We start from the raw sequence: 14,987 nt of genomic DNA, 5'->3' as shown, positions 1-14,987 counted from the left end.
GCATGATCCATGTATCCAGAGAGGAATAACAATGAAAAACCTCGTCGATCACCTCAGCCAGTACGCGGCCTACCACCGCGACATCCGTAATATCGTCACCCACTTCGTCGGCATTCCCCTGATCGTGATCGCGGTGGCCGTGCTGTTGTCACGCCCCGGCTGGACCAGTTGGTCCCTCGGAGGAATCTGGGTGTCGCCGGCCTTGCTGGTGAGTCTCGCAGCGACGTTTTTCTACCTGCGGCTGGATGCCTTCTTCGGCGTGCTGATGGGCGCCCTGCTCGCGCTGTGCCTGTGGCTCGGCGCAAGCCTGGCGCAACAGACCACCATGGTCTGGCTCAGCGCAGGCGTCGGGTTGTTCGTGCTCGGTTGGGCGATTCAGTTTGTGGGCCATTATTACGAGGGCCGCAAGCCGGCGTTTGTCGACGACCTCACAGGCCTGATCATCGGCCCGCTGTTTGTCGTCGCCGAAGCGGCTTTTTTGCTGGGAATGCGAAAGAAGTTGCAACACGCCATCGAGGCGCGGGTGGGCAAGACGCACCGGCGGGATTTGAAGAAAGCTGCGGTTTAGAACTGTGGTTTGACACCGATCTGATCGATCATCGGAAGACACCGCTGATTCCATGCGGATGACACGTTGTGGGAGTGGCCGGGGTGGCGCTCCACCTTGCTCACGAAGACTTAATTCCAGCCACTAAAGATTTAGTGGCTGTACCTGAGTCTTCGCGAGCAAGCTCGCTCCCACAAGTGATTTATCGGCAGGCAAATCGGCGGTGTGGATCAGTCTAAAAAAGCGCTTAGATGCTCTCCCGCTTCTGCCAGACCTTCGGCTTGAAGAACAGCGTCTCGCCCCGCGCCAGTCCGGTCAGGCTGTCGTGGTCTTTCACCACTTCGGCTTCGATCAACTCGGGTTGCCCTTCGACCTTCAGCGTCACCCGCGTCGTTGCGCCCAACGGACGAATGTCCCGCACTTCCGCCGCGTGGTGCCCTTCCACTTCATGACGTGACAACGACACCTCGTGGGGGCGGAACAACACGTGGTTGTCTTCGCCCAGATGCAGGCGGTTCGAGTCACCCAGAAAGTGATACACGAAATCGCTGGCCGGGTTCTCATAGACATCGCCCGGCGAGCCGATCTGCTCGATCACACCCTTGTTCATCACTACGATGCGGTCCGCGACCTCCATCGCCTCTTCCTGATCGTGGGTCACGAATACAGAAGTCAGGTTGATGTCTTCGTGCAGCCGCGCCAGCCAGCGACGCAGTTCCTTGCGCACCTTGGCATCCAGCGCGCCGAACGGCTCGTCCAGCAGCAACACTTTGGGCTCCACCGCCAGGGCGCGGGCCAGGGCAATCCGCTGACGCTGACCGCCCGACAATTGCTCCGGATAGCGATCCGACAGCCAGTCCAGCTGCACCATATTCAGCAGCTCATGCACTTTGACCGCGATCTGGCTCTCGTTCGGGCGCTGGTTTTTCGGCTTCATGCGCAGGCCGAAGGCGACGTTGTCGAACACCGTCATGTGGCGGAACAGCGCGTAATGCTGGAAGACGAACCCCACGTTGCGATCGCGCACGTCGTGGCCGGAGACATCCTCGCCGTGGAACACGATGCTGCCTTTGTCCGGCGTTTCCAGCCCGGCAATGATGCGCAGCAGCGTGGTCTTGCCACAGCCGGACGGGCCCAACAGCGCCACGAGCTCGCCACTCTGGATATCCAGACTGATGCCGTCGAGGGCCTTGAAGGCGTTGAAATTCTTGCTGACGTTAAGGACTTCGATCGACATGAATTATTCCTCCGCCGCGTTTTTGCGCAGACGGCTAATGCGCGCTTCGCTCCACTGCTTGAGCAGCAGGATGAACAGCGCAAGGATCAATAACAGGCTCGCCACGGCAAATGCAGCCACGTGGTTGTACTCGTTGTAGAGAATCTCGACATGCAGCGGCAGGGTGTTGGTCACGCCGCGAATGTGGCCCGAGACCACCGACACCGCACCGAACTCACCCATGGCTCGCGCGGTACACAGCACCACGCCGTAGATCAGGCCCCATTTGATATTGGGGACGGTCACGTGCCAGAACATCTGCCAGCCATTGGCACCGAGCAGGCGCGCGGCTTCTTCTTCCTGGGTGCCCTGCTCCTGCATCAGCGGGATCAGCTCGCGGGCCACGAACGGCACGGTCACGAAGATGGTCGCCAGCACGATGCCCGGCAGGGCGAAGACGATCTGGATGTCGTGCTCCTGCAGCCAGGAGCCGAACACGCCACGGGCGCCGAACATCAGCACGTAAATCAGACCGGCGATGACCGGCGAGACCGAGAACGGCAGGTCGATCAGCGTGACCAGAATCGCCTTGCCGCGAAACGAGTATTTACTCACGCACCAGGCCGCCGCGACGCCAAAGACGACGTTGAGTGGCACCGAAATCAGCACCGCAAACACGGTGAGCTTCAGGGCCGAGAGCGCATCGGGCTCCAGGATGGCCGCGAAGAATCCGCCGAGGCCGTTGCTCAAACCCTGGCCGATCACCACCACCAACGGCAGCAACAGGAAGAACGCGAAGACCAGCCAGCCAAGGCCGATCAGAATGCGCCGGGACACCGCGCTGCCACGACGGGCAGCATTGGCGGAGGACGCAGCAATGAGCGATGAACCAGACATACGTGCGCCTCCTCAGTTAGGGGTTTCGATGCGTCGCTGCAACAGATTGATTAGCAGCAACAGCACGAACGACACCAGCAGCATCATCACGCCAATCGCCGTGGCGCCGGTGTAGTCGTACTGGTCGAGCTTGACCATGATCAGCAACGGCAGGATTTCGGTCTTCATCGGCATGTTGCCGGCGATGAAAATCACCGAACCGTATTCACCCACGCCCCGGGCGAAGGCCAGCGCAAAGCCGGTCAGCCAGGCAGGCAACAAGGCCGGCACGAGGATGTGACGGAAGACTTGAAGGGGTTTGGCGCCGAGGCAGGCCGCCGCTTCTTCGACTTCGCGAGGGATGTCCGCCAGCACCGGCTGAACCGTGCGCACCACAAAGGGCATGGTGACGAAGGTCAACGCCAGGGTGATGCCGAAGGGGGTGTAGGCGATCTTGATGCCCAGGTCGGCCGCAAACTGGCCGATGAAGCCCGTCGGCGTGTACAGCGCGGTCAGCGCGATACCGGCAACGGCGGTGGGCAATGCGAAGGGCAGATCGATCATCGCGTCGATGATCTTGCGACCGGGGAAGGTGTAACGCACCAGCACCCAGGCCAGCAGCGTGCCGATGATGCCGTTGATGATCGCCGCGAAAAACGCTGTCCCGAAACTCAGCTTGAGTGCTGCAAGCACGCGAGGCGCCGTGACGACGTTCCAGAACTGAACGGCGCTCAGTTGGGAGGCGTGGATGAACATGACCGCAAGCGGTATCAGCACAATCAGACTGAGGTACACCAATGTGTAGCCCAGCGTCAGCCCGAAGCCGGGTATGACGGGGGATATGCGTCGAGACATAAAAGTCCTTGGTTTACACACGTTACCCGGAACAAGTCCGGGTCCATTTATTCCGTGGGGCGCTGCGGTTACTGCGCGATATAGATCTGATCGAACACACCGCCGTCATCAAAGAACTTGGGCTGAGCCGATTTCCAGCCACCGAAGTCTTTGTCGATGGTCAGCAGATTGAGTTTAGGAAATTGCTTCTCGTACTTGGCGGCGACTTCCGCGTCACGAGGACGATAGAAGTTTTTCGCCGCGATTTCCTGGCCTTCCTTGCTGTACAGGTGCTTCAGGTATTCGGTGGCGATTTCGGTGGTGCCGTGCTTCTCGGCGTTCTTCTCGACGACGGCCACTGGAGGCTCGGCCAGAATCGACAGCGAAGGTACGACGATGTCGAACTTGTCCGCGCCGCCGTCTTCTTTCAGCGCCAGGAACGCTTCGTTTTCCCACGCCAGCAGCACGTCACCCTGACCGTTGTTGACGAAGGTGATGGTCGAACCGCGTGCACCGGTGTCCAGCACAGGCACATGTTTGAACAGCTTGCCGATGTATTCCTTGGCCTTGGCCTCATCGCCGCCATTGGATTTCAAGCCATAGCCGTAAGCGGCCAGGAAATTCCAGCGAGCGCCGCCCGAGGTTTTCGGGTTGGGCGTGATCACCGACACGCCGTCCTTGATCAGATCAGCCCAGTCATGGATGCCTTTCGGGTTGCCCTTGCGCACCAGGAACACGATGGTCGAGGTGTACGGGGTGCTAGCGTCCGGCAACTTGGTCTGCCAATCCGCAGGAATGGTCTTGCCCAGTTTGGCGATTTCGTCGATGTCGCCGGCGAGCGCCAGGGTCACCACGTCGGCAGGCGAGCCATCGATCACCGAGCGGCCCTGCTTGCCCGAGCCACCGTGGGACTGGTTGATCTTCACGGTGTCGCCCGGATGGGATTTTTTCCAGTAGCTGATGAATTCGGCGTTGTAGTCCTGATACAGCTCGCGCGTAGGGTCGTACGAGACGTTCAGCAGGGTGAAATCCTTGGCGACAGCAGAACCGGCAAACACCGCACTGGCGAGCGCGGCCAGCGCATAACGACGAATGGACATGAATCAGGCTCCTGGACAAATGTGTGTTGTTGGCTTTTTCTAGTTTTAGGTCATGCGGTGTTCGTTATGCGGGAGCGTGGCTCAGCCCTGCTTGTTGCTCGGGTTTTGCAGACGGAATTTTTCCTTGCGCTCGATCTGCACCACCTGCGCGTTGTGCACCGTGATTTCAACCGCGCCAAAACGCAGGTCACGCAGCGCGCTTTGAATTTCACGCAAAATGCTTGCTTCGTCCTGGCCGTCAACGCTACGTAGAGATGCGCTCATGTTCGTGCTCCTTGAAAGATTTGCCGCAGCGTGGGGGCAAACGCTGCTTGTGGCGTGAGCGCGATAGTAGAGACGCTGAGATATTCTTAAAAATACTATTTAAGAATGCAGATATAACCAAAAGGCATTTGCGCCTGAGGTTGGCCGAGAACGACCGATAAAGCGGTTCTGAACGTGTGGCGCGCGCCACACGGCCGTGTCAGGCAGAGACAAACACCGGCGCATGCTGCCAGTTGATCTGCTCCGCCGGCATGGGGCGCGCGAACCAATAGCCCTGTCCCAGTTCGCAGTTGTGCCTCAGCAGAAAACCGGCCTGACTGGCCTGTTCTATGCCTTCTGCCAGCACGCGCATGCCCATGGCACGCGCCAGGGCAATGATGGCGTTGACGATCGCGATGTCGTCATCGTCGTCCGGCAACCCGGCCACAAACCCCTGGTCGATTTTCAGTTTCTGCACCGGCATGCGCTTGAGCCGCAGCAGTGACGAGTACCCCGTGCCGAAATCGTCGATGGACAGTTTCAGACCCAGATCCCGCAGACGGTGCATCTGCTCGATGGCCTGATCAGGGTCATCCATGATCGCGCTTTCGGTCACCTCAAGCTCCAGAAACTCCGGTGCCAGACCGGTTTCGTTCAACACCTTGGCCACCCGGCGATCAAGGTCGCCGCGACCGAATAACCGGCTGGACACGTTGACCGCGACGAAGGCGATATTCACACCCTCCGCCAGCCACTCGCCCATCTGCCGGCAGGCTTGGGTCAGCACCCAGTTGTCGATGTCGGCGATCAGCCCGCTTTGCTCGGCGATGGGGATAAATTCACCCGGCGAGACCATGCCGCGTGCGGGGTGCTGCCAGCGCACCAGCGCCTCGACGCCCTCGATGCAGCGGCTGTGGAGGTTATGGATCGGCTGATAAAACACCCGCAGCTCGTTCTCCTCGACGGCCTGTCGCAGCTCGGCGGCCAACTCGACGCGGCGCTGGGCGTGGGCGGTCAGTTCGGCGGTGTACATCGCGTAGCTTTCACGGCCTTGATGCTTGGCCTGTGACAGCGCGGCGTCGGCATTGCGCAGCAACTGCTCGGCGGTCAGCGCATCCTGGGGAAAGATGCTGATGCCTACGCTGGCGGTGAGAAACAGCGATTGCCCGCTGACCAGAAAAGGCTCGCGCAGCCCTTCCAGAATGCTCTGCGCCAGTTCGGCGGATTGCGCGACCTGCTGGGCATTTTCGAGCAGAATCGCGAATTCGTCGCCGCCCAGCCGCGCCAGCGTGACGCCCTTTTCTAGATAAGTTTGCAGCCGCTCGGCGGCGGCTTTCAGCACTTCGTCCCCGGCGTTGTGGCCGAGACTTTCGTTGATGTGCTTGAAGTGATCGAGATCGACGAGCAGAAGCGCCAGGGTGCGCTTATTGCGGCGTGCGTGGGTGTGAGCCTGCTCGGCACGGTCGGTGAACAGCAAGCGATTGGGCAGACCGGTCAAAGGATCGTAATGGGCCAGATGCGCCAGCTCGCGCTCGGAATGCTTGATCGAAGAAATATCGGAAAACACGGCGACGAACTGAGTGATCTCTCCATGCTCGTCCCGGATCGGACGAATGCTCTGCCACTGCGGGTAGATCTCGCCGCTTTTGCGCCGGTTCCAGATTTCGCCGCTCCACTGCCCGGCGCTGAGGATGGTTTTGAACATCCGTTCGTAGAACTCGGGGCCATGGCGGCCTGACTTGAACGTGCTCGGCCGCAAACCCACCACTTCGTCCTGCTGATACCCGGTGATCTCGCTGAAGGCACGGTTCACGTGGACGATCACGCCCGTGGCATCGGTGACCAGCACGCCTTCCAGCGTGGTGTCGAATACGGCCGCTGCCAGTCGCAGACGCTGCATGTCCTCATGCCGGCGCGCCAGCTCGGTGACGCCCATGAATCGCAGCAGTCGCGAGCGAGCCAGATAGATCAGCACTGCGCTGACGGCCAGCCAGAGATAATCGCCGGTCTGTTGCGCTCGCCCCAGCACGGTCGCGTCCTCGATCAGCCGCGGCAGTAAGTAGTCACTGATCGCCAGCCACACCATCGACAAAAGCCCGTACAACGTTGCGGTGCGTAGCGCATCCCGGGTAATGCTCGACATAGAAAGAAACAACCTTGTGAAAGTCGGAAATTATAGAACAAGAAACATCTTGCGACGCTTCTCTGAAAGACCGACTGTTTTTATCTGTGAGCTAAGTGATAATGCCCGCTTCTGTCTCAGGGTCTGCTCAGGCGGATCCGTACATCGCACGCGTTACAACCGAGGGCAACTCAGCCTATGTGGAACAACGGTCTGCTCGACCTTTCCGTCTGGCAATTGGTCGCAGTCACCCTGGCGATGACACACGTCACCATCGTCGGCGTCACGGTCTATCTCCATCGCTATTCAGCGCATCGCTCCCTGGAACTCAACGCAGGGCTTAAGCACTTTTTCCGCTTCTGGCTGTGGCTTACCACGGCGCAGAACACCCGCGAGTGGACCGCTATCCACCGCAAGCACCACGCTAAATGCGAAACCGTCGATGACCCGCACAGCCCGGTCATCAAGGGTCTGTCGACGGTGCTGCGCAAAGGCGCCGAGCTGTACCGCGCCGAAGCGGAGAACCCCGAGACGCTGCGCATCTATGGCAAAAACTGCCCCGAGGACTGGATCGAGCGCAACCTGTATTCGCGCTATCCCCTGCTAGGCGTCGCGCTCATGGGCGTGATCGATCTGGCGCTGTTTGGCGTCATCGGCATCACCGTCTGGGCGATCCAGATGATGTGGATTCCGGTGTGGGCAGCGGGTGTGGTCAATGGCCTCGGCCACGCGGTCGGCTATCGCAACTTCGAATGCCGCGACGCTGCCACCAATCTGGTGCCCTGGGGCATTTTGATCGGCGGCGAAGAGCTGCATAACAACCACCACACCTACCCCAACTCGGCCAAGCTGTCGGTCAAGCGCTGGGAGTTCGACATGGGCTGGGCGTGGATCAAAGTGTTCAGCTGGTTGCGCCTGGCGAAGGTGCAGCGGGTCGCGCCGATCGCGCACCGTGTGGAAGGCAAAGGCCATCTGGACATGGACACGGCGATGGCCATCCTCAACAACCGTTTCCAGATCATGGCTCAGTACCGCAAGCTGGTGATCGCGCCGTTGGTGGCTCAGGAGCTGGCCAAAGCCGATGCCTCGGTACGTCACCAGTTCCGCCGCGCCAAACGCCTGCTTTCCCGAGAGCCAAGCCTGCTGGAAGACAAGCATCAAGCGCGCATCCAGACCATGCTGGAGCACAGTCAGGCACTGAAAGTGATCTATGAAAAACGCCTCGCGCTGCAGCAGATCTGGGCGAAGACCAGCAGCAATGGCCACGACATGCTGGCGGCCATCAAGGACTGGGTCCACGAGGCGGAAGCCAGCGGTATTCAGTCGCTGCGTGACTTCGCCGATCAGCTGAAAACCTACTCACTGCGGCCTCATCACGCCTGATGCCGTTGATCGGTGACCATTCGTCCGAGTGGCGCCGATCGGAACTTAGTGCCTTTACTCCTATCTCATTAACACCTTCGCACTATGCTGTGTGACATGTTGTGGCATGCGCCGCACCTTATTCTGAGATGCAGTGCTCATGGACAACCAGACTCCCCACGTTGAGACCCCCGCCGCAGCAGAAACCCTTCTGGCGCTGATGCATGCCCAGGCGGAAGTGGCGCGTCTCAGTGAGCGCGAGCAGCTGTTCAGTTCTCTGCTGGTCAGCGTGAACGCCGTGTTGTGGGCGTTCGACTGGCAGACGCAACGCATGATCTATGTCAGCCCCGCCTACGAGCGCATTTTCGGCCGTTCCGCCGGCTTGTTGCTCGCGGACTACAGCGAGTGGCGCGACAGCATCTACCCCGACGATCTTGACTACGCCGAGCGCAGCCTGAGCGAAGTGCTCGAGAAAGGCTCCATCGAGGACCGTGAGTACCGCATCATTCGCGCCGACGGCCAGGTCCGTTGGCTGAGCGATAAGTGCTTCGTCAGTCATCAGGCCGAGCACAGCCAGCGCCTGATCGTGGTCGGCATCGCCGAAGACATCACCGAGAAGAAGCACCTCGAAGACGAGCTGCAGCGGCTGGCCACCACCGACGTCCTCACCCAGAGCAGCAATCGCCGGCACTTCTTCGAATGCGCCCAGCGGGAATTCGAGCAGGCCCGTTTGCAGGGCACGCCGATGGCATTCCTGTTGCTGGACGTGGATGACTTCAAGCTGGTCAACGATACCTACGGCCACCAGGAAGGCGATCTGGTGCTGCAACGCATTGCCGAATGCGGGCGCAAGACGCTCCGTCGTGGTGATCTGTTCGGGCGAATTGGCGGTGAGGAATTTGCTGCGGTGTTCCCGGGCTGTGCGCCGGAAATGGCCCAGCAGATTGCCGAGCGGTTGCAGCGTGAGATTCAACGCCTGAGCTTTCAGTGCAATGACAAAACCTTCGGCATCACCGCCAGCCAGGGGCTCACCAACCTCGGCGAGCAGGACCAGAGCCTGGAAGCGCTGTATGCTCGCTCGGACGCTGCGATGTACCAGGCCAAGCGCCTGGGCAAGAATCAGATCGTACTGGTGTAAGCCTGCCTTTCTGAAACCAAAATCTGGCTAAGCCACCGTCTTGCTGCGCACCCCTTCCAGATCTGACTCGCTGACCTTCAGCAGCCGCGCCGATTTGCTTTTCGCCAGTGCTTCCAGCGGGTCTTCGAGCCCTAGCGAGCCCATCTGTCCCGCCACATTCATCGCCAGGACCTCGCGAGTGAACACGCCGGTGTTGTATTGGTACACGGCCGCAATCAGCTCACGCAGCTCCAACGGCAGGCGCCAGCGCGTGCGCAATGCCGAGCCGAAAGAGGCTGAATACTGCGCCAACGCGCGGCGAATGGTGGCTTCATCCAGCGCGCCGCCGGCGATCAGCCAGTCCTGCAAACAGCGCAACACCGTCAATTCGCCCAGGCCCCTGAGCAAGCCAGCGCAGTAACAGCGCTCGTGGTTCAGATCCAGCTTGAGCGCCAGCGTTCGCGCACATTCGGCGGTGCGTTGCGAGACCTCCCAGATTTCGCTGGCTTGCAGCAACAATGCTGCATCCGTGAGCACCGCGCCACGCTTGAGAGCGAGACCCTGAACCAGATTGACGCTCTGGGTACCGCCCAATACAGCGAGCGCCTGCCCCAGCGTTTGCACGGGCTTGCCCTGATGGTGGGACGCGCTGTTGGCGGCAGCGATCAACAGCGCGGTGACGTGGGGATCATGAGTCAACGCCTGTTCCAGCAACGTCAGATCAACGCCCGACGCCCCGCGACTGCTGGCAACCGCCGCGGTCACGTCAACGAACAGGGGTCCGCCGTCTGCCACTTCACGGCGCTGTTCCAGAAACGCATCCAGTCCGACGCCCGGCGCCAGACCTGGCACCGCACAGGCAACCTGCGCACCGTCCTGCAACAGCAGCGTTTCCAGCCGTTGGCGCAGGCCTTCCAGGTCCAGGGGTTTGGTGAGGTAGGCGGTGGGCGCCAGTTGCACGGCTTCACGCACACTGACGCTGTCGCTGCGACTGCTCAGCAGAATGAAACGAACGGGCGGCTGACGACGCAACTGCCTCAGCCCGCGCAGCAGGCTCAGCCCATCGACACCCGGCAACTCGCGGGAGGCGATTACCAGGTCGGGGATGTACCCGCTCATCCGCTCGATGGCCTCCCGGCCGTTCGAACAGATGTCCAGCTGCGCGTCGCAACGCACATCCAAGACCAATTCGTTGAGCATCTCGCGTGCCCAAGGGTCCGATTCAGCGATCAACACGCGGGGAACGGCTAGCGCCTCTACAACGGTCATCATGACTCTCCGGCATCAGTCTCTTTACCTTAGTCAAAGACTGCGCAGGGATACAAACCGAAAGAGAATTTTCTGACGTCAAAAACAAAAAAACCTGCCGAAGCAGGTTTTTTCTGATGAAGCGTTCACATTCTGATCAAGCGTTCCCGCAGCTCATCGGCATGAGTCAGGCGATTTCAGCGAAGCATTCTTCGATGATCTTCAGGCCTTTGTCCAACTGCTCGTCCGGCGAGGTCAGCGGGACCAGCACGCGCAATACGTTGCCATAGGTGCCGCAGGACAGCAGGATCAGCCCCTTGTCACGGGCCTTTGCGATCACTTGCGCGACGGCAGCAGCGTTAGGCTTGTGAGTGTCGCCATTCTCGAAGCACTCGACGGCGATCATGGCACCCAGCGCGCGAACTTCGCCGATGACCGGGTATTTGGCCTGAATGGCGCGCAGGCCAGTGACCAGACGCTCGCCAACGGCTTTGCAACGATCCAGCAGGTGCTCTTCTTCGAACACTTCCATGACCGCCAGCGCAGCAGCGCACGCAATCGGGCTACCCGCGTACGTGCCGCCCAGACCGCCGGGCGCGATGGCGTCCATGTACTCGGCCTTGCCGCACACGCCGGCCAACGGGAAACCGCCGGCGATGGATTTGGCGAAGGTGGTCAGGTCGGCGCTTACGCCCATCTGTTCCATGGCGAAGAAGGTGCCGGTACGGCCCGCGCCGGTCTGCACTTCGTCAGCGATCAGCAGAATGCCGTGCTTGTCGCACAGTTCGCGCAGACGCGCCATGAACGCCTTCGGCGCGACGTAGAAACCGCCTTCGCCCTGCACCGGCTCGATGATGATCGCGGCGATGTCTTTCGGCTCGGCGTCGTTCTTGAAAATGCGCTCGATGCTGGCGATGGAATCGTCAACGCTGACACCGTGCAGCTCGTTCGGGTAAATGGCGCGGAAGATACCGCCTGGCATCAGGCCCATGCCGGCCGAGTACGGCACGACTTTACCGGTCAGACCCAGGGTCATCATGGTGCGGCCGTGGTAAGCGCCGGTGAAGGCGATGACGCCTGCACGGCCTGTCGCGGCGCGGGCGATCTTGACGGCGTTTTCAACCGCTTCGGAACCCGTGGTGACCAGCAGGGTTTTCTTGGCGAAATCGCCCGGCACCTTGGCGTTGACCTTCTCGCACAGCTCGACATAGGGCTCGTACGCCAGCACCTGGAAGCAGGTGTGGGTCAGCTTGGTCAGTTGCTCTTGAACAGCGGCGACAATTTTCGGGTGCAGGTGACCGGTGTTCAGTACCGCAATGCCGCCCGCGAAGTCGATGAACTCATTGCCTTCGACGTCGGTAACGGTAGCGTTCTTCGCAGACTCAGCGAAGATCGGGTGAATTTGACCAACGCCGCGTGGGACAGCAGCTTCGCGGCGTTTCATCAGGGATGCGTTAGTTTTGCTCATCATTTCCTCATTCGCCGCTCATCGGGCGGCGCGGTTCAAGGATCAAGCAGCGGGGGTCAACAGCAACAGCATACGATGATCGACTGTCGCTGCCTCCCGGCCACCAATAGGTTGGTGCCACTGAAACCTGCGAAACGGCGCTCTCGCGTCCCGCAGGTTGTAGAACAGTTACTTCACTCTGCCACTCAGCGGGTTCAGATGCTGAGGCAGAGGTATTTGATTTCCAGATAATCTTCGATGCCGTACTTGGAGCCTTCACGGCCAAGACCGGACGCCTTGATGCCACCGAACGGCGCCACTTCGTTGGAGATCAGACCAGTGTTGATGCCCACCATGCCGTACTCCAAAGCTTCCGCCACGCGGAACACGCGGCTCAGGTTCTGCGCGTAAAAATACGACGCCAGCCCGAACTCGGTGTCGTTGGCCATGGCGATCACTTCGGCTTCGTCTTTGAAGCGGAACAGTGGGGCTAGCGGGCCAAACGTTTCTTCCTTGGCCACGGCTGCGTTTTTCGGCACGTTGACCAAGATAGTCGGTTCGAAGAAGTTGCCTTCCAGGCTGTTGCCGCCGCTCAGCACTTTCGCGCCTTTGCTCAAGGCATCAGCGATGTGTTCCTTGACCTTGGCCACGGCTTTTTCGTCGATCAACGGACCGGTGGTGGTGCCTTCCGCCAGGCCATCACCCACTTTCAGCTTGGCAACGGCAACCTGCAGCTTCTCGGCGAAAGCGTCGTAGACCGCGTCCTGCACGTAGATGCGGTTGGCGCACACGCAGGTCTGACCGTTGTTGCGGTACTTGGAAATGATCGCGCCTTCAACGGCTTTATCCAGGTCAGCGTCGTCGAACACGATGAACGGCGCGTTGCCACCCAGTTCCAGCGAGACCTTCTTGATGTCGTGGGCGCATTCAGCCATCAACTGGCGACCGATCTCGGTCGAGCCGGTGAACGACAGCTTGCGCACGATCGGGTTGCTGGTCAGCTCGCTGCCGATATCGCCTGCGCTGCCGGTCACCACGCTGAACACGCCAGCCGGGATGCCCGCGCGCTCGGCCAGTTCAGCCAGTGCCAGTGCGGAGTAAGGCGTTTGCGAAGCAGGCTTGAGCACCATGGTGCAGCCTGCCGCCAGCGCCGGGCCGGCCTTGCGGGTGATCATCGCAGCGGGGAAGTTCCACGGAGTGATCGCCGCAGTGACGCCGATCGGCTGCTTGAGGACGATAAGGCGTTTGTCCGGTTGATGGCCCGGGATCACGTCGCCATAGATGCGCTTTGCTTCTTCGGAGAACCACTCGATAAAGGAAGCAGCGTAAGTGATTTCGCCTTTGGCCTCCGCCAGCGGCTTGCCCTGTTCCAGGGTCATCAGGCGACCGAGGTCGTCCTGGTTTTCAATCATCAGCTCGAACCAGCGACGCAGCTTGGCGCCACGCTCTTTGGCGGTCAGCGCACGCCAGGCCGGCAGCGCCTTGTCAGCGGCTTCGATGGCGCGACGGGTTTCAGCAGCGCCCATCTTCGGCACGGTGCCGAGAATCTCGTTGGTCGACGGGTTGTTGACCTTGATGGTCTGGCCACTGTCGGCATCAGCCCAAGCGCCATTGATGTACGCCTGCTGGCGGAACAACTTCGAGTCTTTGAGCTGCATTGCGGCCTCCTGAACAGCACCGCGCGCGGCGGAGCGAATGGTTGTGTGCGGGCGCCTCGGGCGAGGCCGCCGCCGGATAAGACTGTCGCCGGCCCTGATTGGAGAATGGAAGAAAGGCCGGGCGGGGCGTTTGAAATCTCAAACGAATCCTAGGGACAACAGGGGTAAAGGACAATAGTGCGTTCGAAAAAAAGAACGGCTGGAGCTCAGGGTGGGATGAATTCGGATCAGCGTAGCTGGGAGCGTTCGTATGTGGTTGTCATGCGGGGTGCCTTCGCGGCTTGGCCTGGTCTCACTAAATTGTGAACGGCGGGTCATCGGCATGGACGCGTGCAGGCCAGATGAGTATTATGGCGCCCGCGTTGCACCTGTAGCTCAGCTGGATAGAGTACTGCCCTCCGAAGGCAGGGGTCATGGGTTCGAATCCCGTCAGGTGCACCATTATTGATTCCAGTTTGCGCAATGCGTTCTGGAAATCCGCTACAGACGAAGAAGCCCGCCATTGAGCGGGCTTTTTTGTACCTGAGCGTTCGTAAAGGTGTCCGGCTCAATCCCACGCTAGATCTGTCCTCAAAGGTACGCGCTATCCGTCGCACCGACTTGCCAGGGATGGACGATGCATCTACCGTAACGACACTTGTCTTTACGAGCTCAAACTATGGCTTCCATCAATGTTCGCGTCGACGACGAACTCAAGGCTCGCGCCTACCGAGAGCTGGAGCGTTTAGGCGTTACTCCGTCCGACCTTATGCGCCAAGCCCTGCAGTACGTCGCCGAGCGTGGTCAACTCCCGTTCCGGCCGGTCCTCCTCACTCAAGAAGACGAAGCGTTGATCTCCGTGGCGCGCGAGCGCCTTGCCGCGCCGCAGCGCGTTAAGGTTTCGCTGGATGAGTTAGAGGCTGGAGTTTGATGCTCGTGCGCTGAAGGAATGGCGCAAGCTCGGCGATACAGTCAGGGAGCAATTGAAGAAAAAACTCGCAGCTGTATTGCTAGATCCCTTCATCGAAGCCAATCGACTTCATTCGTTACCTAATTGCTACAAGATCAAACTCCGTAGCAGCGGGTACCGGCTGGTGTATCAGGTGATCGAGCTTGAAATCGTAGTCTTGGTAGTCGCCGTCGCGAAACGAGAAGGCGAAGCGGCTTATCAAAAAGCTTCCGTACGCACCAAGTAAACGCTCGCTGCGCAGTGCGATGGGCTCGAAAGCAGAGGATCG

General features: G+C 60.2%; 14 protein-coding genes and 1 tRNA gene. 6 read left to right on the top strand and 9 right to left on the bottom strand.

Annotated elements, in window-relative coordinates:
- The first annotated feature begins 31 nt into the window (after nt 1-31).
- Nucleotides 32-568, top strand: a complete 537-nt coding sequence (locus tag QWI20_RS17945) for a DUF962 domain-containing protein (RefSeq protein ID WP_369306593.1) — start codon at nt 32-34, stop codon at nt 566-568.
- A gap of 226 nt (nt 569-794) precedes the next feature.
- Here QWI20_RS17945 and QWI20_RS17940 read toward each other — a convergent pair whose 3' ends face one another.
- From QWI20_RS17940 to dibA, 6 genes are all read right to left on the bottom strand, one after another.
- Nucleotides 795-1,784 (bottom strand): sulfate/molybdate ABC transporter ATP-binding protein, encoded by a 990-nt coding sequence (locus QWI20_RS17940; RefSeq protein WP_369306592.1) that lies wholly within the window; start codon nt 1,782-1,784, stop codon nt 795-797.
- A 3-nt stretch (nt 1,785-1,787) separates the two neighbouring features.
- Nucleotides 1,788-2,660, bottom strand: a complete 873-nt coding sequence (cysW, locus tag QWI20_RS17935) for a sulfate ABC transporter permease subunit CysW (RefSeq protein ID WP_369306591.1) — start codon at nt 2,658-2,660, stop codon at nt 1,788-1,790.
- 12 nt (nt 2,661-2,672) lie between these two features.
- On the bottom strand, nt 2,673-3,494 hold the full coding sequence (gene cysT, locus QWI20_RS17930; protein ID WP_346627287.1) for a sulfate ABC transporter permease subunit CysT: 822 nt from the start codon (nt 3,492-3,494) through the stop codon (nt 2,673-2,675).
- A 68-nt stretch (nt 3,495-3,562) separates the two neighbouring features.
- A complete protein-coding gene (locus tag QWI20_RS17925) occupies nt 3,563-4,573 on the bottom strand; it encodes a sulfate ABC transporter substrate-binding protein (RefSeq protein ID WP_369306590.1) in 1,011 nt (336 codons plus the stop codon).
- Nucleotides 4,574-4,654: 81 nt separating this feature from the next.
- Entirely contained in the window at nt 4,655-4,837 is a 183-nt protein-coding gene (gene oscA / locus QWI20_RS17920; protein ID WP_065990977.1) for a sulfur starvation response protein OscA, read from the bottom strand.
- 199 nt (nt 4,838-5,036) lie between these two features.
- The gene (gene dibA, locus QWI20_RS17915) at nt 5,037-6,959 is read right to left on the bottom strand and encodes a phosphodiesterase DibA (RefSeq protein WP_369306589.1); all 1,923 of its coding nucleotides are present in this window, start codon (nt 6,957-6,959) and stop codon (nt 5,037-5,039) included.
- Nucleotides 6,960-7,136: 177 nt separating this feature from the next.
- On the opposite strand from dibA, the gene desA reads away from it, so the two are divergent.
- On the top strand, nt 7,137-8,321 hold the full coding sequence (gene desA / locus QWI20_RS17910) for a delta-9 fatty acid desaturase DesA (RefSeq protein WP_133775675.1): 1,185 nt from the start codon (nt 7,137-7,139) through the stop codon (nt 8,319-8,321).
- 139 nt (nt 8,322-8,460) lie between these two features.
- Complete coding sequence (locus QWI20_RS17905; protein ID WP_369306588.1) at nt 8,461-9,438, top strand: GGDEF domain-containing protein; 978 nt, start codon at nt 8,461-8,463, stop codon at nt 9,436-9,438.
- Between the two features lie 27 nt (nt 9,439-9,465).
- On the opposite strand, the gene QWI20_RS17900 is transcribed toward QWI20_RS17905, so the two are convergent.
- From QWI20_RS17900 to gabD, 3 genes are all read right to left on the bottom strand, one after another.
- Entirely contained in the window at nt 9,466-10,689 is a 1,224-nt protein-coding gene (locus QWI20_RS17900; RefSeq protein WP_369306587.1) for an HDOD domain-containing protein, read from the bottom strand.
- A 163-nt stretch (nt 10,690-10,852) separates the two neighbouring features.
- Nucleotides 10,853-12,133: a 4-aminobutyrate--2-oxoglutarate transaminase gene (gene gabT / locus QWI20_RS17895; protein WP_192135860.1), complete on the bottom strand. Its 1,281-nt coding sequence runs from the start codon at nt 12,131-12,133 to the stop codon at nt 10,853-10,855.
- A gap of 194 nt (nt 12,134-12,327) precedes the next feature.
- Entirely contained in the window at nt 12,328-13,770 is a 1,443-nt protein-coding gene (gene gabD, locus QWI20_RS17890) for an NADP-dependent succinate-semialdehyde dehydrogenase (protein ID WP_369306586.1), read from the bottom strand.
- Nucleotides 13,771-14,134: 364 nt separating this feature from the next.
- Here gabD and QWI20_RS17885 point away from each other — a divergent pair.
- From QWI20_RS17885 to QWI20_RS17875, 3 genes are all read left to right on the top strand, one after another.
- A tRNA-Arg gene (locus QWI20_RS17885) sits at nt 14,135-14,211 on the top strand.
- A 217-nt stretch (nt 14,212-14,428) separates the two neighbouring features.
- Nucleotides 14,429-14,680, top strand: a complete 252-nt coding sequence (locus QWI20_RS17880) for a type II toxin-antitoxin system RelB/DinJ family antitoxin (RefSeq protein ID WP_369306585.1) — start codon at nt 14,429-14,431, stop codon at nt 14,678-14,680.
- A complete protein-coding gene (locus QWI20_RS17875) occupies nt 14,670-14,945 on the top strand; it encodes a type II toxin-antitoxin system RelE/ParE family toxin (RefSeq protein WP_369306662.1) in 276 nt (91 codons plus the stop codon). The genes QWI20_RS17880 and QWI20_RS17875 overlap by 11 nt, the downstream gene beginning before the upstream one ends.
- The last annotated feature ends 42 nt before the right edge of the window (nt 14,946-14,987 follow it).

Origin of the sequence: Pseudomonas sp. W2-17, from assembly GCF_041060445.1 — a bacterium.
GTDB lineage: Bacteria > Pseudomonadota > Gammaproteobacteria > Pseudomonadales > Pseudomonadaceae > Aquipseudomonas.
Note: the sequence above shows the minus strand (reverse complement) of the source record. Positions and strands in the feature narration are given on the sequence as shown.

Excerpts from the sequence above, each read along its gene's own strand:
- QWI20_RS17945 (WP_369306593.1), top strand. The coding sequence starts at position 32 with ATGAAAAACCTCGTCGATCACCTCAGCCAGTACGCGGCCTACCACCGC.
- QWI20_RS17940 (WP_369306592.1), bottom strand. The coding sequence starts at position 1,784 with ATGTCGATCGAAGTCCTTAACGTCAGCAAGAATTTCAACGCCTTCAAG.
- cysW (WP_369306591.1), bottom strand. The coding sequence starts at position 2,660 with ATGTCTGGTTCATCGCTCATTGCTGCGTCCTCCGCCAATGCTGCCCGT.
- cysT (WP_346627287.1), bottom strand. The coding sequence starts at position 3,494 with ATGTCTCGACGCATATCCCCCGTCATACCCGGCTTCGGGCTGACGCTG.
- QWI20_RS17925 (WP_369306590.1), bottom strand. The coding sequence starts at position 4,573 with ATGTCCATTCGTCGTTATGCGCTGGCCGCGCTCGCCAGTGCGGTGTTT.
- oscA (WP_065990977.1), bottom strand. The coding sequence starts at position 4,837 with ATGAGCGCATCTCTACGTAGCGTTGACGGCCAGGACGAAGCAAGCATT.
- dibA (WP_369306589.1), bottom strand. The coding sequence starts at position 6,959 with ATGTCGAGCATTACCCGGGATGCGCTACGCACCGCAACGTTGTACGGG.
- desA (WP_133775675.1), top strand. The coding sequence starts at position 7,137 with ATGTGGAACAACGGTCTGCTCGACCTTTCCGTCTGGCAATTGGTCGCA.
- QWI20_RS17905 (WP_369306588.1), top strand. The coding sequence starts at position 8,461 with ATGGACAACCAGACTCCCCACGTTGAGACCCCCGCCGCAGCAGAAACC.
- QWI20_RS17900 (WP_369306587.1), bottom strand. The coding sequence starts at position 10,689 with ATGATGACCGTTGTAGAGGCGCTAGCCGTTCCCCGCGTGTTGATCGCT.
- gabT (WP_192135860.1), bottom strand. The coding sequence starts at position 12,133 with ATGAGCAAAACTAACGCATCCCTGATGAAACGCCGCGAAGCTGCTGTC.
- gabD (WP_369306586.1), bottom strand. The coding sequence starts at position 13,770 with ATGCAGCTCAAAGACTCGAAGTTGTTCCGCCAGCAGGCGTACATCAAT.
- QWI20_RS17880 (WP_369306585.1), top strand. The coding sequence starts at position 14,429 with ATGGCTTCCATCAATGTTCGCGTCGACGACGAACTCAAGGCTCGCGCC.